Annotated in this window: 16 protein-coding genes; 11 read left to right on the top strand and 5 right to left on the bottom strand. The window is 64.4% G+C overall.

Going from position 1 to position 21,931, the window contains the following annotated elements:
• Positions 1 to 173: 173 nt before the first annotated feature.
• From B0G73_RS04415 to B0G73_RS04395, 5 genes are all read left to right on the top strand, one after another.
• Positions 174 to 3,809, top strand: coding sequence for a response regulator (locus tag B0G73_RS04415; RefSeq protein ID WP_106278238.1), 3,636 nt, complete (start codon positions 174 to 176; stop codon positions 3,807 to 3,809).
• An 18-nt stretch (positions 3,810 to 3,827) separates the two neighbouring features.
• Positions 3,828 to 4,673 carry a protein-glutamate O-methyltransferase CheR gene (locus B0G73_RS04410; protein WP_106278236.1) on the top strand — a complete coding sequence of 282 codons (846 nt, stop codon included), beginning with the start codon at positions 3,828 to 3,830 and terminating at the stop codon, positions 4,671 to 4,673.
• 10 nt (positions 4,674 to 4,683) lie between these two features.
• The gene (locus B0G73_RS04405) at positions 4,684 to 5,298 is read left to right on the top strand and encodes a chemotaxis protein CheB (RefSeq protein WP_106278234.1); all 615 of its coding nucleotides are present in this window, start codon (positions 4,684 to 4,686) and stop codon (positions 5,296 to 5,298) included.
• 9 nt (positions 5,299 to 5,307) lie between these two features.
• Positions 5,308 to 6,435 (top strand): hybrid sensor histidine kinase/response regulator, encoded by a 1,128-nt coding sequence (locus B0G73_RS04400; protein WP_106278232.1) that lies wholly within the window; start codon positions 5,308 to 5,310, stop codon positions 6,433 to 6,435.
• Positions 6,436 to 6,531: 96 nt separating this feature from the next.
• Positions 6,532 to 7,350 (top strand): helix-turn-helix transcriptional regulator, encoded by an 819-nt coding sequence (locus tag B0G73_RS04395; protein WP_106278416.1) that lies wholly within the window; start codon positions 6,532 to 6,534, stop codon positions 7,348 to 7,350.
• Positions 7,351 to 7,458: 108 nt separating this feature from the next.
• On the opposite strand, the gene B0G73_RS04390 is transcribed toward B0G73_RS04395, so the two are convergent.
• A complete protein-coding gene (locus B0G73_RS04390) occupies positions 7,459 to 8,400 on the bottom strand; it encodes a LysR family transcriptional regulator (RefSeq protein WP_106278230.1) in 942 nt (313 codons plus the stop codon).
• A gap of 237 nt (positions 8,401 to 8,637) precedes the next feature.
• Here B0G73_RS04390 and B0G73_RS04385 point away from each other — a divergent pair, with 237 nt between their 5' ends.
• The 3 genes from B0G73_RS04385 to B0G73_RS04375 are packed head-to-tail and all read left to right on the top strand — an operon-like array spanning position 8,638 to position 11,670.
• On the top strand, positions 8,638 to 9,837 hold the full coding sequence (locus B0G73_RS04385; protein WP_106278228.1) for an amino acid aminotransferase: 1,200 nt from the start codon (positions 8,638 to 8,640) through the stop codon (positions 9,835 to 9,837).
• Positions 9,838 to 9,890: 53 nt separating this feature from the next.
• Entirely contained in the window at positions 9,891 to 10,682 is a 792-nt protein-coding gene (locus B0G73_RS04380) for a class II aldolase/adducin family protein (protein WP_106278226.1), read from the top strand.
• Between the two features lie 4 nt (positions 10,683 to 10,686).
• The gene (locus B0G73_RS04375; RefSeq protein WP_106278224.1) at positions 10,687 to 11,670 is read left to right on the top strand and encodes a 2-dehydropantoate 2-reductase; all 984 of its coding nucleotides are present in this window, start codon (positions 10,687 to 10,689) and stop codon (positions 11,668 to 11,670) included.
• A 58-nt stretch (positions 11,671 to 11,728) separates the two neighbouring features.
• Here the strand turns inward: B0G73_RS04375 and B0G73_RS04370 are convergent, their stop codons facing one another.
• From B0G73_RS04370 to B0G73_RS04355, 4 genes are all read right to left on the bottom strand, one after another.
• A complete protein-coding gene (locus B0G73_RS04370; protein ID WP_106278222.1) occupies positions 11,729 to 11,920 on the bottom strand; it encodes a hypothetical protein in 192 nt (63 codons plus the stop codon).
• 20 nt (positions 11,921 to 11,940) lie between these two features.
• The gene (locus B0G73_RS04365; protein WP_106278220.1) at positions 11,941 to 13,692 is read right to left on the bottom strand and encodes an FAD-dependent oxidoreductase; all 1,752 of its coding nucleotides are present in this window, start codon (positions 13,690 to 13,692) and stop codon (positions 11,941 to 11,943) included.
• Between the two features lie 160 nt (positions 13,693 to 13,852).
• The gene (locus tag B0G73_RS04360; RefSeq protein WP_106278218.1) at positions 13,853 to 15,805 is read right to left on the bottom strand and encodes an AI-2E family transporter; all 1,953 of its coding nucleotides are present in this window, start codon (positions 15,803 to 15,805) and stop codon (positions 13,853 to 13,855) included.
• Between the two features lie 133 nt (positions 15,806 to 15,938).
• Positions 15,939 to 17,219: a DUF445 domain-containing protein gene (locus B0G73_RS04355; protein ID WP_106278216.1), complete on the bottom strand. Its 1,281-nt coding sequence runs from the start codon at positions 17,217 to 17,219 to the stop codon at positions 15,939 to 15,941.
• Between the two features lie 223 nt (positions 17,220 to 17,442).
• Between B0G73_RS04355 and B0G73_RS04350 the strand changes: the two genes are divergently transcribed.
• The 3 genes from B0G73_RS04350 to B0G73_RS04340 all read left to right on the top strand — a co-directional run bounded on the left by B0G73_RS04350 (position 17,443) and on the right by B0G73_RS04340 (position 21,928).
• Positions 17,443 to 18,585 (top strand): DNA repair exonuclease, encoded by a 1,143-nt coding sequence (locus B0G73_RS04350; protein WP_106278214.1) that lies wholly within the window; start codon positions 17,443 to 17,445, stop codon positions 18,583 to 18,585.
• Positions 18,582 to 21,206 carry an AAA family ATPase gene (locus B0G73_RS04345; protein WP_106278213.1) on the top strand — a complete coding sequence of 875 codons (2,625 nt, stop codon included), beginning with the start codon at positions 18,582 to 18,584 and terminating at the stop codon, positions 21,204 to 21,206. The genes B0G73_RS04350 and B0G73_RS04345 overlap by 4 nt, the downstream gene beginning before the upstream one ends.
• Positions 21,207 to 21,451: 245 nt before the next feature.
• On the top strand, positions 21,452 to 21,928 hold the full coding sequence (locus tag B0G73_RS04340; RefSeq protein WP_106278211.1) for a type VI secretion system tube protein Hcp: 477 nt from the start codon (positions 21,452 to 21,454) through the stop codon (positions 21,926 to 21,928).
• Positions 21,929 to 21,931 lie beyond the last annotated feature (3 nt).

The raw sequence follows: 21,931 nt of genomic DNA, 5'->3' as shown, positions 1-21,931 counted from the left end.
TTGCGTGAGTCCGTATCCGCCCCGTCCAGTAAGCCTAAACCCCCCGCGCGCACCTCTCAAAAACAAGCCCATCCTGTATGATTACGCGCGTCGCTTCGCGAGAGAAAGAATCACGCGAAATACCCGAAAAATATTCCGAATCGACTCGATTCGCCCCGCCGAAGACAGAAAAAATGACCGCATCCCAGGCCGTCGACCAGAATCGTTTTCGCAGCATTATTCGCCGCAATATTGCCTTGCCTCTGGGTGTCGGCCTGGTCACGATAGCCGTCTTCGTCGGACTGATTGCTTATCTGGTCTCGACCATGAACTGGGCCGAGCATTCCGAGCGCGTGATCGGCCGGGCCAATGAAATGCTGCGTCTCGCGGTCGATCGCGAATCGTCGATGCGAGGCTTCCTGATCACGGGCGACGAAACTTTCCTTACGCCGTACGAAACCGGCGGCCCGCGCTTCAAGACGCAGATCGAGGCCTTGCAGGCGATGGTTGCCGACAACCCGCCGCAAGTCGAAAAGCTCAAGCAGATCGAGGCGATCCAGCAACGCTGGAGCCGTTTTGCCGAAGAGATGATCGACGCGCGCCGTCGCAATCAGAACGTCGAGGGCGCTGTGGCGAGCGGGCGCGGCAAAATCGAATTCGACGAAACACGTCGTGAATTCGGCGATTTTCTCGACGTCGAGTTGCGCCTGCGGCAGGAGCGCAGCGACGCCACGCGCCGCGTCACCACCACGCTGGTGAGCGTGTTCCTGCTGTTCAGCCTGGGCGTGAGCGGCCTGCTCGCATGGGTGGGCCGCCGCGAATTGATGAGCCTGTCGGCCACCTATGACGGCGTGCTGCGCCAGCAGGCCGAACAGACCGACATGCTGCAGGAGCAGGTGTGGCTGCGCTCCGGGCAGCGCCTCCTCGCTGAAAAGGTGGTCGGGCAGACTACCTCGCCGCTGGTCGGCCGCGCGATGCTCGACTTTCTCGCGCAATATCTCGACGCTGTCGTGGCCGCGCTCTATGTACGCGATAAACAACACGGCACGCTGCGGCGGATCGCGACCTACGGTTTTAGCCGCGACAACGAGCAGGCCGCCGCGCGCAATTTCGCCGAAGGCGAGACGCTGATCGGTCAGGCGGCTTTGGCGCGCCGCACGCTGGTCTTGCGCGACGTGCCGGCGGATTACGTGCAGGTGATGTCCGCGACCGGCAAGAGCGCGCCGAAGAACCTGCTCATCATGCCGATCGAAAACGACGGCCAGGTCAACGGCGTCGTCGAACTGGGCTTCATTCGCGAGCTGGGCGTGCGCGATCAGGAGTTCATGGAACTGATCGCGAAGAGCATGGGCGATTTCGTCGAAGCCGCGTTGTATCGCGAGCGTCTGCAGGACGCATTGGCCGAAACGCAGCAGTTGAACGAAGAACTGCAGGTGCAACAGGAAGAATTGCGCGTCTCCAATGAAGGACTCGAAGAGCGCGGCCGCGCGCTGATGGAATCGCAGACGCGTCTGGAAGCGCAGCAAGCCGAGCTCGAACAGACCAATGTGCAGCTCGAAGAATACGCGCAGCGTCTCGAGCGGCAGAAGTCCGATCTTTTGCGCGCGCAGGACGATCTCGCGGCCAATGCGGCGCGCCTCGAACAGTCGAGCCGCTACAAGTCCGAGTTCCTCGCCAACATGTCGCACGAACTGCGCACGCCGCTGAACAGTTCGCTGATTCTCGCCAAGCTGTTGCAGCAGAACCGTACCGGCAATCTGACGGAAGAGCAGGTGCGCTACGCGGACACGATCCACGCGTCGAACAGCGACCTGCTGGTGCTGATCAACGACATTCTTGATCTGTCGAAGGTCGAAGCCGGGCAGGTGACGGTCGAACTCGAAACCGTGTCGATCGACGCGACCCTGCAGGCGCTCGAGGAAACGTTCAAGCCATTGGCCGGCGCCAGGCATTTGAGCCTGACATTCGAGCGCTTGCCGGGCACGCCGGATACCTTCATCACCGACGGCCAGCGCGTCACGCAGATTCTGCGCAACCTCCTTTCGAACGCGGTGAAATTCACCGAACGCGGCGAGGTGGCGCTGTCCGTCGCGCCGGCCGAAGGCGGCATGCTGCGCATCGACGTGCGCGACTCCGGCATCGGCATCGCCGCCGACAAGCTGGACATGATCTTCGAGGCGTTCCAGCAGGCCGACGGTTCCACCAGCCGTCAATACGGCGGCAGCGGTCTTGGTCTGTCGATTTCGCGCGAGTTTTCGCGCTTGCTGGGCGGCCGGATCACTGTTGCCAGCGAAGTCGGCAAGGGCAGTGTGTTCACGCTGTGGTTGCCGCTCGATGCGGAGGTGGCGCTGAACGCGAGTCAGGACGCGCACCACGCGACGGCGCCGGCGTTTGCATCGGCTCAGACATCGGCACATACGTCGGCACATACGTCGGCACAGACAGCGGCCGGCGCGCCGGCTGTGGCCGAGCCGCTGCTGGCACGCCCATCTGCGGGCGGCAGCCAGCCCGGCGTGATCACGCCAGCCAACGGCCTGATCAACGGCTCAACCAGCGCTTCAACCAACGGCTTAACCAACGGCTTAGCCAGCGGCAACTCGTCCGAAACCACACACACACCGATTGCCGACGACCGCGACAACCGCACGCGTGCCGGCCGTCTGATCGTCGCCGTGGAAGACGATCTCGCCTTCGCCGAAATCCTGCGCGATCTGACCCACGAACTCGACTTCGACTTCGTCCATGCGAGCAGCGCGGCCAGCGGTCTCGCCCTCGTGCGCGACATGCGCCCGGCCGCTGTGCTGCTCGATGTCGGCTTACCGGACCGTTCCGGCCTGACCGTGCTGGAGTGGCTGAAGAACGATCCGCTCACGCGTCACATTCCGATCCATATCGTCTCGGCCACGGATCACGCCGACAAGGCGCTGCACCTCGGCGCGATCGGCTACACGCTCAAGCCGACCGCGCGCAGCACGATGGAAGCCGCGATCCGCCGCCTCGAAGCGCGTCTGCAGCAGCGCCTCAAACGCGTGCTGGTGATCGAGGACGACACGCCGATGCGCGAAAGCATCCGCGCATTGCTGCAAAGCGAAAACACCGAGATCGTTGCAGTCGCAACCTTGGCTGAGGCATTGGAATATCTGGCGAAGTTCAGCTTCGACTGCGTGGTGACCGATCTCGCGCTGCCCGACGGCACCGGCTACGATCTGCTCGAACGGCTCGCCGCGAACACCGCGCATGCCGCGCTGCCGGTGATCGTCTACACGGGCCGCATGCTGTCCGACGAGGAAGAGCATCGTCTGCGCCGCTATTCGAAATCGATCATCATCAAGGGCGCGAAGTCGCCCGAGCGCCTGCTCGACGAAGTGACGCTGTTCCTGCACAGCGTGGAGTCGTCGCTCGCGCCCGAGCAGCAGCGCATGCTCCGCACCGTGCGCCAGCGCGACAATGCCTTCGAGGGCCGCACGATCCTGCTGGCCGAAGACGACGTCCGCAATATTTTCGCGCTCTCGCACGTGCTGGAGCCGCTCGGTGCGAAATTGCAGATAGCGCGCAACGGCCGTGAAGCGCTCGAAGCGTTGGAAAACGGCCCGGAAGTGCATCTGATCCTGATGGACATCATGATGCCGGAGATGGACGGGCTGACCGCGATGGGCGAGATTCGCCGCAATCCGCGCTTTGCGCATCTGCCGATCATCGCGCTGACGGCGAAGGCCATGGCGAACGACCGCACGCGCTGCCTCGAAGCCGGCGCGGACGACTACGTCTCGAAGCCGATCGACGTGGACAAGCTGGTCGCGTTGTGCCGTGTCTGGTTGCGCCAACGGTAGAAGGAACGCGAGAACACGATGAGTCAGTCCGAATTCGACGCACCGCAACGCATGAGCGACTTCGACATCGAGTTGAAGCTGCTGCTGGAGGCGGTCTACCTCAAGTATCAGCACGACTTCCGCCACTACGCGATGTCGTCGCTGCGCCGCCGCCTGTCGCAGGCGCTCGAGGAATTCGGACTGAAGACGCTGTCGCAGCTGCAGGACCGCATCATGCGCAACGGCGATGAGTTCTCGCGGCTGTTCCAGTACCTCACGGTGCAGGTCAGCGAGATGTTTCGCGACCCGGCGTATTTTCTCGCGCTGCGCGAACACGTGCTGCCGCGTCTGCGCACCTATCCGTCGATCAAGGTGTGGGTTGCGGGGTGCAGCACGGGCGAGGAACTCTGGTCGCTGAAAATTCTCTTCGACGAGGAAGGGCTGACCGAACGCACGCTGTTCTACGCGACCGACATCAACCCGGACGCGCTCGCGCGCGCCGAGTCCGGCATCTACGCGCTGGACCGGATTCAGGGCTTTACGCAAAACTATCTGGCGGCCGGTGGCAAGCGTTCGCTGTCCGACTACTATCATGCGGCGTATGGCGGCGCGCGCTTTGCGGGCTCGCTGAAAGAGCGCGTGGTGTTCGCCGACCACAGCCTGTCCACCGACGAAGTTTTTCTCGAAGCGCACCTGGTGTCGTGCCGCAACGTGCTGATCTATTTCGACCGCGGCTTGCAGGATCGCGCGCTCGGTCTGTTCGAAAACGCGCTGGTGCGGCGCGGATTTCTCGGTTTGGGCAGCAAGGAAAGTTTGCGGTTTTCCAGCCACTACGAAGCGTTCGACGAATTCCGTCCGAGCGAACGCATTTACCAGAAGCGCTAGCACGCTCACCATGCCACGCTCAACTGTCCAGCCAAATGTCGATGCCGAAGCGGCGCGCGGCTATGAGCTCGTCGTGATCGGCGGCTCGGCGGGCGGCATCGAAGTGCTGAATGTGCTGCTCAGCGCGCTGCCCGCGGGCTTTGCGCCGGCCGTGATGATTGTCACGCATCTGCCGCCCGATCCGCGCAGCTATCTGGTGGATGCGTTCGCGCATCGCTGCGCGTTGCCGGTGCTCGAGCCCGATGCGGGCGAGCGCATCATGCCGGGGCGCGTGCACATCGCGCCGCCGGGCTATCACATGCTGGTGGAGGTGGACCGCACCGTCGCGTTATCGACCGATGCCGCCGTGCGCTTTTCGCGTCCCTCGATCGACGTGCTGTTCGAATCGGCGGCCGCCGTATATGGCGAACGCCTGCTCGCGCTCCTGCTGTCCGGCGCCAACGACGACGGCGCGCAAGGCCTGAAACGCGTGCGCGCGCTGGGCGGCACGAGCTGGGTGCAGGCGCCCGACACCGCTGTTTCCCCCGAAATGCCACGCGCCGCGATTGAACGCGGCGCGGCGGATTTTATCTACACTCCCGAAACCATGGCCCGGCGGCTTGCTGCATTGCCGGCCTCTTTCTGACGCGATGCCATGACGAACTCACCCGTGAACATTCTGATCGTCGACGACATCGTTCACAACATCACGGCGCTCGAAGCTCTGCTGGCCCGGCCGGATCTCGCCGTGCTGGTGGCCGACTCGGGCACGGCGGCGCTCGACCTGCTGCTCAAGCACGAAGTCGCGCTGGCGATTCTCGACGTCAACATGCCCGGCATGAACGGCTTCGAACTGGCTGCGCTGATGCGTGGCAGCCCGCGCACCTCGCACGTGCCGATCATCTTTCTGACGGCAACCGCGCAGGACGCGTCGCGCACGTTCCGCGGCTATGAGGCGGGCGCGGTGGACTTTCTCTACAAGCCATTCGATCCGCGGATTCTGCAATCCAAGGTCGATGTGTTCGTGCAGCTCGAACAGCAGAAGCGTCAACTCGCGGCGCAACTCGTCACCACGCGGCAAATGCTCGAAGCCAACGAAATGCTGATGGCCGTGCTCAGTCACGATCTGCGCACGCCGCTCGGCGCGGTGCTGGCGTCGGCGGAGTATCTGATGCGCACGGCGGCCGACGAACAGTCGGCGACGGTGGCCGCGCGCGTGAAGAACAGTTCGCTGCGGATGGCGCGAATGGTCGACCAGTTGCTCAATCTCGCGCGTTTGCAAGGCGGGCGCCTGCCGCTGCAGCCGCGCTCGATCGAACTGGCGACGCTGTGCCGTTCGGTGATCGACGAATTCGCTTCGCGCGAGAACGGCAAGCAGATCGTGTTCGCGAGCCGCGGCAATACGTCGGGCGCGTGGGACACCGACCTCGTCTGGCAAGCCGTGTCGAATCTGGTGAGCAATGCGCTGCATCATGGCGCGCCGGGCGGCGATATCGGCGTCGAGGTGGATGGCGAGGCGGTCGAGTGCGTGCGTCTGAAAGTCGCCAATCGCGGCACGATTCCGGCCGAGGTGTTTCCGCATCTGTTCAAGGCGTTCGGCCCGAACAACAGCGGTGCGCGCTCGCGCGAAGGGTTGGGCTTGGGCCTGCATATCGTGCAGGAAATCGCGCGCATGCACGGCGGCAACGTCAGCGTGAACTCCGACGAAGCCGTGGGCACGGTCTTTACGATCGAGTTGCCGAGAATGGTGACGTTCCAGCGCGGATCGTTTACGGGGAAGTAACGGCGCGGCGTCGCGCCGTTAGTGAAGAACGTGCCGCATGTGCCGCTGTGCTACGCTTGCCGAACCGAACTACCGCACGGCGACCGGACTTCCATCATGCGTTCATGGCGCATTTCTCCACCGCATCGCAACGAACAGATCAGCATTTCGCGCGCGACCGAGCTGGTCATGTCGATTTCGCATGCGGATGCCGACGCGCTCGCAGCCAGCATTTTGAAAACCGTCGGCGATACGCTGCCGGTTTCGCAATGCACCATCTTCGCCTATGAATTCGACGCGAGGCCGCGCACGGTTTCCGCCGCCGATCATCGCGGCGGCCGCTTTCTGCGCGACGTCGCCGATCGCTATGCTACGCATTTCTATGCGCTCGACGGCAATCGCGCGATCATCGGGCAGCCGCACGACAAACCGGCGCGCGACGCGCTGGTGCTGCATCAGCAGCAAAGCGAAGAGATCGAAAACGAAGCGTATCGCGCGGCCTGTTATGCGCAGCCGAACGTGTCCGACCGGCTGTCGCTGCTCGTGCAGCCCATGGAAAGCGTCTGGCTGTCGATCAATCTGTATCGCGACCGCGCCTATGGCGTGTTTCAGCCGGGCGAACTGGAACGCGTGGAAAGTCTCGCGCCCTTGTTCGCGCACGCGGCGAAGGGCCATTACGCGTTGAATGGACAACATCAGCAGGGCTCGGCGGCGGCGATGCTGGCGCGGGTCAGGCGCGCTTGCCCTGCGCTCACGTCGCGCGAACTCGACGTGCTGCGTGGCACGCTAGAAGGCGCCAGCGCTGTTGAAATCGCGGTGCAGATGGGCGTCAAGCCAGCGAGCGTGATTACCTATCAGAAGCGCGCTTACGCGCGGCTCGGCATCTCGAGCCAGAGACAGTTGTTCGCGTTGTGCATGACGCCCGAACTGGCTTGATCCTGAAACGGAGCGCGGCCGGCTTGCGCGTTTTACGTTAAGCCGGTGGGGCGGACACTGTCTCTTGAGCGCAACCACCTCGCAGCGCAGCTACCACGCAGCTACCAATTACGCACGCTTGCCGCGTGCCTCCGCCTGCGTCTCGCGATCCCAGCGCTTTAACCACGGCATGATGAAGTCCGCGAAACCGTCGGCGGGCGGCGACAGCGCGCGTTCCGTGGAACGATACACGCACACCTCGCGGATCGTTTCAGGATCGACGATACGCTTCATCACCAGCCCGAAGGTGCGCGCCAACGGCGCGACGTAGGCCGGCGCGAGCGTGATGGCCAGCCCTTGTGAGGCGAGGCCGAACGCCGTGGTGACGTTGTCCACCACATCCACGGGAATGATGCGGGCTTCCGCCGGCAGATTGGCCAGCATTTGCCCGACGGCGCGTTCGTGATCGCGGCCGGTGGCGACGATCGGCACGCCGCGCAAATGCGGCCACTGCACACGGCGGCGCGCGTTCAACGGATGGGTCGGCGCGCACCACATGACCCACGGACTCGCGAACGCCGGATCGCAACGCACGCGCGTGCCGCTTTGCCGGTCGGGTCCGATCGCGAGATCCACGTCGCCGCTTTCCACGCGCTCCACCAGCTGCTCGACGACGGTATCGCAAATGCGCACGACCACCTTCGGCTTGTCGCGCGCATATTCGGCGATGGCCGCGGGCAGTGCCGTCGCCGCCAGCACCAGCGGCGCGCCGATCCGAACGATGCCGGCGGCGCGGTTGCGGATATCGTCGGCGGATTGCGCGGCGGCGCGCACGTGCCGCAGCACCGATTCCGCCGACGCCAGAAAATCCTGCCCGGCGCTCGACAGATTCACGCGCCGCGTGGTGCGGTCGAAGAGGCGGAAGCCGAGTTCCGTTTCGAGGTCGGCGAGCAACTGGCTGACCGCCGACGAAGTCAGGCCGAGCCGGTCCGCCGCCGCGCCGATGCTATGCAGATCGACGATGGCGAGAAACGCTTCAAACTGACGGAGGGTGACGCGCGTGAGTGGCATGAGGCGATTCTAAAGAAAAACTAACGAATCGTGAAAAATCGATTGATTGTGCCGCGCGCCGCATGCGCGGAAACTTGTGCCAATCGACGCACCCGGCCAAACCCGCTTAGACTCCCGTCTCGCCAGTCTGAGTCAGGCCGGTTCACGTGGGCTGTCGTTTTGCCACACGCGCGCCACGCGCCCGCCATACCAAGCGCCACACCGAGACCACGCTGCGGCCACATTCAAGGAATTGCCATGTTCGACCACATTCCCGCTTATCCAGGCGACCCGATTCTGAGCCTGAACGAAGACTTCCAACTCGACCCGCGCACCAACAAAGTCAATCTGAGCATCGGCATCTATTTCGACGACGCCGGCAAGCTGCCGGTGATGAGCGCCGTGCGCCGCGCCGAAACCGCGCTGCTCGATTCGATCGGCCCGCGCTCCTATCTGCCGATGGCCGGCCTGCCGCTCTATCGCGATACGGCTCAGGCACTTGTATTCGGCGCGGACAGCGAGGCGCGCAAGGCGGGGCGGATCGCTACGCTGCAGACCATCGGCGGCTCGGGCGCGCTCAAGGTGGGCGCCGATTTCCTGAAACGTTATTTCCCCGGCTCACAGATCTGGATCAGCGACCCGAGTTGGGAAAACCATCGCGTCGTGTTCGAAGGCGCGGGGCTCACGGTCAACACTTATCCGTATTACGACGAACACACCGGCGGCTTGCGTTTCGCCGACATGATCGAAACGATCGGCCGCTTGCCGGAACAGAGCGTCGTGCTGCTGCACGCGTGCTGCCACAACCCGACCGGCGTCGATCTGAGCGCGGCGCAATGGGCCGAGCTGGTGCCGGTCTTGCAGCGCCGCAAGCTGATCGCATTTGTCGATATGGCTTATCAGGGTTTCGGCGCCGGTCTGGAAGAAGACGCCGCTTGCGTGCGTCTGCTGGCCGACGCGGGCATACCGTTGATCGCCGCCAATTCGTTCTCGAAGAATTTCTCGCTGTATGGCGAGCGGGTCGGTGCGCTGAGCGTGGTGTGCAAGAGCGCGGAAGAGGCCGGCCGCGTACTCGGTCAATTGATGTCGACGGTGCGCGCGAACTACAGCAATCCGCCGACGCACGGCGCGCGGCTCGTCGCCAACGTGCTCGCCGATGCCTCGTTGCGCGCTTCGTGGGAAGCGGAACTCGCCACCATGCGCGAACGGATTCTCGCCATGCGCGGCACGATACACGCCGGACTCGCGGGCCGTGTGGATGAAGTGATGCGCGCGCGCTACCTCGCGCAGCGCGGCATGTTCACCTATACGGGCTTGAGCGAAAGCCAGGTGGAGCGTCTGCGCAGCGAATACGCGGTGTATGTGCTGCGCTCCGGGCGCATGTGCGTGGCCGGTCTGAACGAACGCAACGCGGAGTATGTGGCGGCGTCGATCGCGGCCGTGGTGTCGGGCGCGTAAGCACGGCTTTTCGAGCAACAGAACGATAACAGCGGTCGACAAGGGAGACCCAGATGACCACCCTCGATATACCAGCGCCGACGGCGCCGAAGGCTCACGCGATGCATCCGGACGAATGGCACGCGCGTGTGCAGCTTGCAGCGTGCTACCGGATCTTCGACATGCTCGGCTGGACCGAGATGATCTACAACCACATCACGCTGCGCATTCCCGCCAGCGTGAGCGGCGGCGAGCGGCAGTTCCTGATCAATCCGTTCGGGCTGCACTATAGCGAAGTGACCGCGAGCAATCTCGTGAAGATCGACGCACAGGGTCGCGTGCTCGATCACTCGCCGTATCCGGTGAATCCGGCCGGCTTCGTCGTGCATGCGGCGATTCATGAAGGCTTGCCCGACGCGCACTGCGTGATGCACACGCACACCACGGCGGGCGTCGCCGTGGCCTGTCTGGAAGACGGTCTGCAGCAGACCAACTTCTACAGCGCGCAACTGCACGATCGCATTGCGTATCACGACTTCGAGGGCATCACCGTGCACGCGGAAGAAGGTCCGCGTCTGCTGGAGCACATCGGCAACCGGCAGGCGGTGATCCTGCGCAACCATGGGCTGCTTGCGTGGGGCCACACCTTGCCGCAAACTTTCGCGGTTCTGTGGACGCTCAACCGGGCCTGCGAAATCCAGATGGCGACGTTTGCAATGGGTCGCGCGCGGCCGGTGCCGGAAGAGGTCGCGATTCGCTGCTCGCGCGACGCGCTGCAGTTCGATCCGCGTCACGGCGCGGGGCAGGACGTGTTCGACGCGTTGGTGCGGCGAGTGGACCGCATCGACGCCAGTTATAAGGATTGAAACGATGAAAGTAGCAATCTACGGCGCGGGCGCGATCGGCGGCTGGATGGGCGTGAAGCTCGCGCAGGCCGGCCACGGCGTGAGCGTGGTGGCGCGCGGCGAGACGCTGAACGCGCTACGCGAGCACGGCCTGCGTTTGATCGAAAGCGGCGCGACGCATGCCGTGAAAGTGAACGCGAGCGAGAAGCCCGCGGACCTCGGCGTGCAGGATCTCGTCGTGGTCGCCGTCAAGGGTCCGGCGATGGCGTCGGTGGCCGCGCGGATCGCGCCGCTGCTTGGCGCGCAAACCATCGTCTTGACCGCGATGAACGGCGTGCCCTGGTGGTTCTGCGACGGACTCGGCACGGACTTCGCCGGCAAGCGCCTGAAGTCGATCGATCCGGACGGCGCGATTGCCGCCGCGATTCCGTCTGCGCAGACGGTGGGCTGCGTGGTGCACGCCAGTTGCCTCGTCGAAGCGCCGGGCGTCATCCGGCATCATCAGGGTAACGGGCTGATTATCGGCGAGGCGTCGGGACAGGCGAGCGAGCGTGTCGCGGCGCTCACGGCCAAGCTCGCGGCGGCCGGCTTCAATGCGTCGGCGTCTGCGCAGATTCAGCGCGACGTCTGGTACAAGCTGTGGGGCAATATGACGATGAATCCGATCAGCGCGATCACCGGCGCGACCACGGACCGGATTCTCAGCGACGAGCTGGCCCGCAACTTCGTCACGAGCATCATGCTGGAGGCCAAGGAAATCGGCGCGCGCTTCGGCATTCCGATCGATCAGGAGCCGGCGGATCGCCACGAGGTCACGCTGAAACTCGGCGCGATGAAAACCTCGATGCTGCAGGACGTGCAGGCGGGTAAAGCAGTCGAACTCGACGCGCTGGTGGCCGCGGTGCGCGAACTGGGACAACTGACAGGCGTCGCTACGCCGTATACGGATGCGTTGCTCGGTCTCGCGCGCCTGCATGCGAGCACGTTGGGTTTGTATCCGAAGCAGTAACACTGTCGTCGAGGAAAAGCCGCCGCGCCCCGTCAGGCGCGGCGGCTTTTTTTACGCTTTATGCCGGCACCGCAGTCGAAACCGGCAGCCGTGCCGCATCGATCAGCGACAACGCGCGCTGCGGGTTGTCGAGTTCGGTCAGGCACAGCATCGCGAGGCGGGCCAGATATAGCGGCGCCTGAGTCTCGCCTTCGTTCGTGAGGGTCTTGCAGAGCGTCGTGTAGACGAGGTCGAGATCGCTATCGGTCATGATGTTTGTCTCCCTTTGTACTAGATCGTCAGCGCCGCGCCGATGGCGCGCTGCGTGGCCGCTGCGCTGCCGTCGCGCCAGCGGGCGAGTACATGGCCATCGGGACGAATCAGATAGACCGTGCCGGGCGTGGCGTCGAGCATGTCGTGCAAACGGCCGGTGTGATCGATCACGTTTGAGCTCGCGACGTTTTGCGTGTCGTTCCTGACCAGCTTGACGGTTTTGAACGGGATACGTTGTTCGGCCAACGTGCTTTGCAACTGCTGCCACGCTGTGTCTTGCGTGGAGTCGTCGTTCGCGTTCGCGCCGAAGCGCAGCGCGGTGAAGCAAGCTCCGAGCAGATCCGTCAGATGGATATCGTCCAAGACGCCTTGGTCCCTGCGTTTGAGTCTGCATTCCGGAAGCACAGTACCGGGCGCCGGCCCTTGCGCGAAAGCGCCGTTCGCGTCACCCGCGGTTTCGTTCAGCGGCGACTGCGCGTATGCAATCGCATGCGTCTGCCGCGGGTTGATCAACGGACGCACCGCCGCATGATGCTCGGCGAGACCGAGCACGGCCTGGCGCATCAGGTCGAAGGCGAACGAGGGCGGCGCCATGAACTCCGTGCTCTTCATGCCGTAGCTCAGGTTCTCGCGCGCGGCGAACACGCGCTCGTCGCTGTAGCTGTCGAGCAGACGCAACGACGCCACGCCGTTCACCACGCAGGCCAGTTTCCAGCCAAGGTTGTCCGCGTCGTCAATACCGGAATTGGCGCCGCGCACGCCGAAAATCGGCACGAGATGCGCGGCGTCGCCCGCGAACAGCACCGCGCCATGCCGGTAGCGTTCGAGCGTCAAGGCGTTGGCCTTATAGACGGTGATCCAGATCGGCGACCACGCGCCGGTTTCGCCCATCGAATCGAGCACGCTCTGCACGCGCGGCATGACGTTCTCGGGCTGCACGGCGGCTTCCGGGTCTTCGTCGTCGCGAAGCTGGTAGTCGATGCGCCAGACATTGTCGGGCTGCTTGTGCACCAGCACCGTCGAGCCGGGATTGGACGGCGGATCGAAATAGGCGAGGCGTTCGGTGGCGCGCGCGCTGGCCAGTTCGATATCCACGATCACGTAACGGCCTTCGTACGTGGTGCCGGTGAGCTTGAGGCCGAGCGCCTCGCGAATCGTGCTGCGGCCGCCGTCGCAGGCCACCACCCAGTCGGCGTCCATCTGCCATGCGGTGTCGCCGGTGCGCAGGGCGAGCGTCGCGCCGGCCGTGCCTTCCAGATTCTCGCGGCCGCCTTCGGCCGCGTGTTGCTCGATGCCGGTCACGCGCGTCTGCCAGCGGATCTCGATCAGATCCGCATGCCGTTCTATCTCGCCGAGCAGCAACTGCTCGATCTGATATTGCGCGATGTTGATCATCGGCGGCAGCGATTGCTCGTCGTCCTGATGCATGGCGAAGCGGAACACTTCGGTGTCGCGATAGAAGCTGCGGCCGCCGGTCCACGGCAAGCCTTTTTGCAGGAAGCCTTGCACGACGCCGAGTCGCTTGAAGATTTCCAGACTGCGCCGCGAGATGCAGATCGCGCGGCTGCCGGTGCAGACGCCGTCGTCGGCTTCGATCAGCACCGAGCGCACGCCCTGGCGAGCCAGCGCGAGCGCCAGCGTCATGCCCACCGGCCCGCCGCCGACAATCGCCACCGGCCACCTGACCGGATCGCGCCCGTCGACGAGCGGTGGCGCCACGCCTTCATAGTGACGCGGCGAAAATGGATAGGGTTTGAAGGGGCGGCTCATGCGTGTCTCCTGGAGCTTCGATGCCGGGGATCGACCGCCGTGGCTGGTTAGCTCTTCGAGGCGGTGCGAATCGATAGCGAAGTATGAAGGAGGGTGCGCGCGTGGCTGTCCTCATTTTGGGTACAGCGGCGCGGGGCGGCTGTACCCACAGCGAAAGCGCCTAGTCCGCGCCGCCCACATGCGAAGCGTGGCGCGCGTGCTGCAGGCTCGACGCCGCCAGGCATTCTTCGATCATCGCGCGGAAGGTGGGCGCCGCGTGCGAAGCGCCGGTCGCGCCCATCTCCGCGCCGCCCTCCGGCGCACCGCCGACGCCGACCACCAGCGTCGCGCGCGGCCGCCATTCGCGCGTGCGCCGCAGCATGTTGCGCAGATACGGCGGCGATTCGGGCGCATCGAGCGAGACGATGCAGATGATCGGCGCGTCCTTGAAGCTCGGTTCGTCGGCGCGTGCGCTGCGATAGCCCGAGTGCGTCGCCATCATCGGCGCGAGACCCTGGCGGCCGAGCAGTTGCACGGCGATCGCGGTGGTGACTTCGTCGAACGAACCGCGGCCGGGTACGCACAGCACGGACGTTTTTGCCGCTTCGGAGCGCATCTGCGGGTGCGCTGAAACGTGGCTGTCGTGCCGCTCGGACAGATCGGCCGAGGCCGAAGCGAGCAGCGCGCTCGCGGTATCGGCGGGTTCGCTGCGTGCGAGGCGGTCCGGCAAGCCGTCGGCGATTTCGAGGTTTTCGACGATGTCCACCAGCGCGTCGTTGATACGCTGCAACTGGTCCGGCATTAGCACGCCGCGCATTGCGTCGTTGCGGGCGAGCTTGAGACCTTCGAGCGCGACCTTATCGTAATAGTCGATCAGCGACATCTCGCGCAGCAGGCGCTCCGCCTGCACGATCGCCTCGTGCGGATCGTCCGCGAGCAGCCGCTGATAAAAGTTCTGCGCGGGCGTGAGCGCGGGCTGATCGCCCAGCAGCACCGTGAGAAAGTTCAGCCGGTCAGCGTAGCGGCCCAGCGTGACCACGCACAACGTGAGCGGCGTCGACAGCACGAGACCGATCGGCCCCCACAGCCAGCTCCAGAAAATCGCCGCCACCACGACCGCGAGCGGCGAAAGGCCGGAACGGTGACCGTAAAGCAGCGGCTCGGCGATCTGCCCGGCCACCACGTCGACGACAATGAACAGGATCAGCGTATAGACCGCCATGGTCCATTGCGGCTGGATCGCGGCCGCGAGGAACACGGCGAGAATCGCGGCGATCCAGATGCCGATATACGGCACGAAGCGCAGCAAGGCGGCGATCACGCCGAACAGCAGCGCCCCCGGCACGCCGATGATCGCGAGCCCGATGGCGATCACACCGCCCGCGCTCAGATTCACCCCGAGTTGCGCGACGAAGTAGCGCGACAGCCGCACGGCGGCGTCGTTGATCGCGGTGGTGGTGCGGTGCAGATCGCGTGAGCCGAACAGGCTGATCAAACGGTCGCGCAAATCCTCGCGTTGCAGCAGGATGAAGATCGTCACGACCAGCACGATAAAGGTCGTTTCGATCGGCGCGATGGCGGGCGACAACGCGCGTTGCGCGAGCTGCATCGGCGTGGGCGAGGGTTCGTGCACTTCGACCGGCTGCGGCACGGCGGGCGCATTGCGCGCGGCGCGTCCGGTGGGGCGCGGCGGGTTCGGCTTGGGCGGGGACACGCGCTGCAACGCGACGGCGGCGCGGCTCATCAGCGAATCGGCGCGGCCGACGGTTTTTTCCTGCACCGTTTCGATCTTCTGCTCGATCGCCTCCTGATACTGCGGCAGGTCGGCCGCGAGCTGCACCAGTTGCGCGGTGATCAGCGCACCGACGGCGAGTAAGCTGGCCAACGCGAACAACACGGCGATAAAAATCGACGGCAATTGCCCCATATGGAAACGCCGCAACATCTGTACGAGCGGAGCGAGCAGGAAGCTGAGTAGCACCGACAGCGTGATCGGGATCAACACCGCGCGGCCGAAGTACAAGCCGCACACCACCACCACGCCGGTAATCACCGACGCAAGCCCGTGCAGACTCGGCGTGCCCGGCGGGTAAACGCGGTTCGGCCGCTCAGTTGGCGGTAACGAGATTTTCATGAGCACACTTTCCGATTGAGACGTGCTGTCGTTCTTATAAGGGCTGCTCGCGGACCGAGAGAGGGTGTCCGGGCCAAACGCATGAGCAATTCGTATGCCCGGATTGTAGGCGCTTTGACGCAGGGCGGCCTGCTCATCCCATGTGCAGACGCAGCAAGCCCAGCAATTGCGAGCTCGCGTACAGCAGCAGGCCGATAAAGCCGCCCACGATCGTCCCGTTGATGCGGATGTATTGCAGATCCTTACCAATGTTCAGCTCGATCTGCCGTGACATCTCATGCGAGTCCCAGTTCTTGACGGTGTCGCTGATATGGCGCGTCAGGAACCGCGCGAAGTCCGGCGCCATTGTGCGCGCGGCTTCTTCGAGGTGATCGTTGAGCGACTGGCGCAACGCCGGATCGTGCGCGAGTTCGCGGCCGACCCATTGGCCCATTGCCACCACGCGCGCGTGCAGGGCCGAGTCGCTGCTTTGCAGATCGCGCTTGAGCCACGCGCGCAATTCGCCCCACATGTCTTTCACGTACGAACTGAGCGCGTCGCCTTCCACCAGATAGCGTTTCAGTTCCTCGCCTTTTTGCAGGAACGCGGGATCGGTTTTGAGCTTGACGATCAGCTTGTGCGCCGCGTCGTCGAACTTCTGACGCAGTTCATGCGTAGGATTCTCGCTGATCTGTTCGAGCATGCGATTCACCGCGTTGGCGATAGCTTCGGCGCCTTTCTCTCCGAGCCATGCCGACGGCAGGATCTTCTCCATCTTCGGGTACTCGCTTTTCACCCAATCGACGATCCGCCCGGCGATGAACTCGCGCGCGTACGGTTCGCGCAGCAGCGCCACCACCTGTTCGATGCCGGCGTCGAGCAGTTCCTGATGGCGGCCGTCCTTGGTGAGCGTGTCGAGAATCGAACCCATCGATTGCGACAGATCCACCTTGGCCAGCACGTCGCGCAGCGCGTCCTTGATGAAAACCTGAATGCGCACGTCGTCGGTCAATTCGAGAATGCCGCTGGTGAGCTTGACGACGTAGTCGCCTAAACGGGCGGTGTTTTCCGGCTGCGTCAGCCACGCGGTGATGGTGCGCGCGGGGTCGTGCTTCTGGATCAGACCGACCAGTGAAGGCACATCCAGGAATTTGTCCTGCACGAACACCGCGAGGTTGTCGGCGATCTTGTGCTTGTTCCGCGGAATGATCGCGGTGTGCGCGGAGACGACCGGGATCGGCACGCGGCGAAACAGGGCGGCGACCGCGAACCAGTCGGCGAGCGCGCCCACCATCGCGGCCTCGGCCACCGCCTTGATGCCGTCCACCCAGATGCCGCGCGGCATGAATGCGGTCACCACGAAAACGCAGGCGGCGGCGATCAACAGCAGGAGCGGGGTGCGCTTGGCCTTCTTCAGTTCGATTGCTTTGTTCATCGGCGGCGGGCAACGGGTCCAGGTCGATTGAAATCAGGCGGCGCGCTCCACGCGCGCGTCCGGAATCGCGAGTGTAGCGCCGCTCGCCGGCGCATGGGCCAGGCGCGCTCGTTGTCTAGGACTAGCTTTGCCGCGCGGGCACGGTAACATCTGCGGTTAGACTGCGCTGGCTCGCCTGGAGAGACAGCTTGCAATTGAACGGAATGAAACGGAAGGAGGCACAGTGATCAGGTTTCTGCACACCGCGGACTGGCAGATCGGCACGCAATTCGGCCAGTTCGAGCCGGACGAGGCGGCACATCTTGCCGAGGCACGCTTCGAGACCGTGCGCCGGATCGCAGCAGAAGCCGCTGCGCGCGATGTCGATGCGGTGCTCGTTGCCGGCGACGTGTTCGATCTCCAAACCGTCTCCGACACGGTGATCCGCCGTTTGTTCGGCGCGTTGCAAGCGTTCGCGGGGCCGTGGATCATGTTGCCGGGCAATCACGATGCCGCGCTCGTCGAGAGCGTATGGACGCGCGCGCAGCGCCTGAACTGCATCGCGCCGAATGTGCGCGTGGTGCTCGAACCCGGCGTGGTGCTGCTGGACGAGTGCCGCTGCGCGGTCTTGTGCGCGCCGCTCACGCAACGCATCACGTATGACGACACCACCGGTTTCTTCGATACCGCGGAGACACCGGCCGGCTATCATCGCGTCGGACTCGCGCACGGCAGCGTAAGCGGGATTTTGCAGGAAGGCATCGACTCGTCGAATCCGATTGCGCCGACGCGTGCCGCGAGCGCGCGTCTGGACTATCTGGCGCTCGGCGACTGGCACGGGCATCTGCGTGTCGATGAGCGCATCTGGTACGCGGGCACGCATGAGCAAGACCGCTTCCGCGCCAACGATCCGGGTTTCATGCTCGATGTCACGCTGAGCGAGCCGGGCGCGGCGCCGGTGGTCGAGCCGGTGCGGGTCGGTCAATATCAATGGCATCGCTGGGAGGAGACCATCGCCGTGCCGACCGATGTGGATTCGCTCAAGGCGCGCCTCGCCACGCTGGGCAGCCACGACGTGCTGCGCGTGACGGTTGGTGGCACGGCCGCGCTGGCCGACGCCGAAGCGCTTCACATCGCCGTGGAAGAAGCCCGCGCGCGTGTGCGCGCTTTGCGCGTCGACCTGAGCGGCCTGCAAGTGCTGCCCACCGACGACGATCTCGCCGAACTCGGCGCGCAGAGCGGCTACCTCGCGAAAGTGGTGGCGCGTCTGCGCGGCTTGCAGGAGGACCCGCAGTCCGACCCGCAAGAGATCAAGCGCGCGGCCGAGGCGTTGCTGCTTCTGGCGCGTTTTCAACGTGAACTGCCGCGCGAAGCGAGGTCCGCATGAAGCTGCAAAGTATTGCGATTCAGGAGTTCAAGCAGTTCACCGGGAAGCTCGTCATCGACGATCTGCAGCCCGGTCTGAATCTTTTCGTCGGTCCGAACGAAGCCGGCAAGAGCACCATTGCCGAAGCCGTGCGCGCCGTGTTTCTGGAGCGCTACAAGGCCTCCCATCTGAAAGACCTGTTGCCGTGGGGCAAGGCGAGCGGGCAACCGTCGGTCGAAGTGAGCTTCGAACTGGACGGCATGGCGTGCCGCTTGTCGAAGCAGTTCGTCACGCGGCAGCGTTGCGAGCTGAGGATCGGCCAGAGCGCGTTCGGTGAGGATGAAGCCGAAGACAAGCTCGCGGCCTTGCTCGGTTTTTCACGTCCGGCGCGTGGGCCGTTGAAGGCAGAGAACGCAGGGGTTCCTGGCTTGCTATGGGTGCAGCAAGGCGGCACCCAGGAGATGCGCGATTCCACCGGCCACGCCGCGCAGTATCTGCGCGATGCGTTATCGCAGTTGTCGGGCGGCCGCGAATCGGCAGGCGAGGACGCATTGATCGCCGCCGTGCAGCGCGAGCTTCGGCAACTGCTCACCGCGCGCACGCAGAAGTCCACCGGTCCGCTCGCCGAGGCCGAACAGACCCTCACGCGGCTGATCGAGGAGCGCGCTGATCTCGAACAGCAGCGTCAACAGTTCGAGGCGAACATTGCCAGTCTCGCCACGCAGCAACAAACCTTCGACGATACGCAGCGCAAACGCCCGTGGGAGGTTCACGAGCAGAAAGCGCTACAGGCGCAATTGCGCGCCGATGCCGTCGTGCAACTCGAAGGCAGCCTCAAAGGACTGGAGCAGTCGCTGAAAGCGAGCGAAGCCGAACTGGCTTTGCCATTGCAGCAGGAGCAGAACGCGCTCGACCTGGAAGCGGCCGTCGCGCGCGAGCGCCAGCAACTCGATGCGCTGCGGGCCAGCGTGGCGGCGGTCCAGGCCGAACACGCGGATGCCGCGGCCAGCGTGACGCAATTCGAGCAGGCTTTTGCCGATGCCAACCGCGCGCTCGAACTGGCCAACGCAGCCGTGACCGCGGCCGATCTGCGCAGCCAGATCGGACTCTTTCGCGCGGAAAGCGAGCGGCTCGAAGCGTCGATCGCCGCAGCCAGCAAGGCAAACGGTGCCGTGCTCGAAGCCGCGCGCGAAGCGGCCATGTTCGAAATCGACGAGGCGAAGCTGAAGCGGCTCGCCGCGCTCGGCAGCGAGCTGAGCGTGTTACGTGCTCGCACCGAAGCCGCGATGACGCGCATCGAATATCGCCTGAACGGCGCGATCACCGTCAACGACCACCCAGTGAGCAACGAGGGCGTGCTGCGTGTGGACGAGGAGAAGCGGATCGGCCTCGGCGCGCTCGGCGAATTGCGGGTGATTCCCGGCGTCTCCGATCTGCCGGCGCGTTTGTCCGAACTCGCGTCGCTCGAAACCCAGCATGCGCAGTTGTTGCAGGCGCTCGGCGTCGCCTCGCTCGGCGAGGGCGAAGCGCGGCACGAGCGCTGGAAGACGGCGCTCGCCCAGCAGAAAAGCCAGGCGGAGATTCTCGACTTGTATGCGCCGCAGGGCATCGACGCGTTGCGCGCGGCGTCGGCGACGGCCACGGCGCGCATGCAGGCCGCCAATGAGCGGCTCGCGGGTCTGCCCGACGTTTCCTCTGCACCGCCGCTCGATGAAGCACGCCGCAACGCCGAGATCGCGCGCGACGCGTTGGAAGCCGCACGAAAAGTGCTGACGCAGGCAGCCGACAAAAAATCGACCGGCATGGCGAACGCGGAATCGCTCGCTGATCAATTGCAACGCAAGCAGGCGCAACTGGACGACGAAGCGTTCCGCCGCAACCGTGCGCAGTGGCAGGCGAAGATCGTCGAACAGCGCGTGCAGGTCGAGGCATTGCGCAAGCAGCGCGAAGGGCGCGAGCGCGAACTGGAAACGGCGCGTCTCGACGATCCGGCGGCTGAGGCGAAGCGCTATCGCGCGTCGGCGGAGCTTGCGCGCGGCGAGCAGAACGATCGGCAGGTGAAGATCGCGGCGTTGCGCAGTCAACTGGAGACGGTCGGCGCGTCCGGTCTCGGCGAGCGTCTGGCAGCGGTGGAAGCCAAAGTCGAGCAGGCGACGCGGCGCAAAAACGAACTGAGCTTGCGCGCGAGCGCGTTGAGTCTGCTCGACGAAGTGCTGGTCGACGAACGCGATGCCGCGGTCGCACAATTGCGCGCGCCGCTGACCGAGCGGCTCGGGCATTATCTGAAACGGATTTTCCCGCAATCCACGATCGCGCTCGGCGACGATCTGAGTCCCGCGACATTGGACCGCTTTGGCCGCGCGGACACGCTCGAGGCGCTGAGCTTCGGCACGCGCGAACAACTCGGGATTCTGACGCGGCTCGCTTACGCGGATCTGTTGAAGGCATCAGGCCGGCCGACCCTGCTCATGCTCGACGACGCGGCCGTGCATACCGACGCCGCACGGCGCGACGCGATCAAGCGCGCGCTGATCGACGCGGCCACGCGGCATCAGATTCTGGTGTTCACTTGCCACCCGGAGTTGTGGGATGACCTGGGCGTGAGGCAGCGGGCGATTGAGGATTTGAAGGTGGCGGCGTAGGGGTACGACGCGCGGCGTGACGTGATCGATGCAGACTGCATGAGCGAAGCCGCGCCGCCGATGAATCAACGTGAATTTGCAGAAAGGTCCGTCTTCAGGGATCGTTATTTCCCCGGAAACTACTGATCCGAGTCTTCACCGCAGTCTGAGCCTTTCGCCAAGAGTAGTCGAATCTGCTTGTGTCGAATGCCTACCATGTCCGCGTGACGACCGTCAGAACAGTCGTAATGTCACGGGGATAGTCAATGGCACAGGATACGTTCATCAAGATCAACGGCATCGACGGCGAATCGCAGGACGCCTCGCATCTGAACGAAATTGATGTAATCGGTTGGCGCTGGAAGGTTTCACAGGACTCGACCATGATGTCGGGCTCCGGCGGCGGAGCCGGCAAGGCCACCGTTTCCGATCTGGAATTCACGCACAAGCTGGATCGCGCAAGTCCGAATTTGACCAAATACTGCTTCACCGGCAAGCACGTGGATCAGGTGAAGCTGACTGTGCGAAAGGCCGGGGGAATGCCGTTCGAATATCTGAAGATCACGATGTACGACGTGATCGTTACCCAAGTGGAACCGATCGGCGGCGGTGACGAGTGCCATGAAGATGTTCACCTGTCTTTCTCGACGATGAAGCATGAGTACTTCGTGCAAAACGCGCTGGGAGGAAGCGGCGGTGCGGTGACTGCCACTCTGTATATCAAGAACAACACGACGAATTGACCG

Origin of the sequence: Paraburkholderia sp. BL25I1N1 (genome assembly GCF_003002025.1) — a bacterium.
GTDB lineage: Bacteria > Pseudomonadota > Gammaproteobacteria > Burkholderiales > Burkholderiaceae > Paraburkholderia.
Note: the sequence above shows the minus strand (reverse complement) of the source record. Positions and strands in the feature narration are given on the sequence as shown.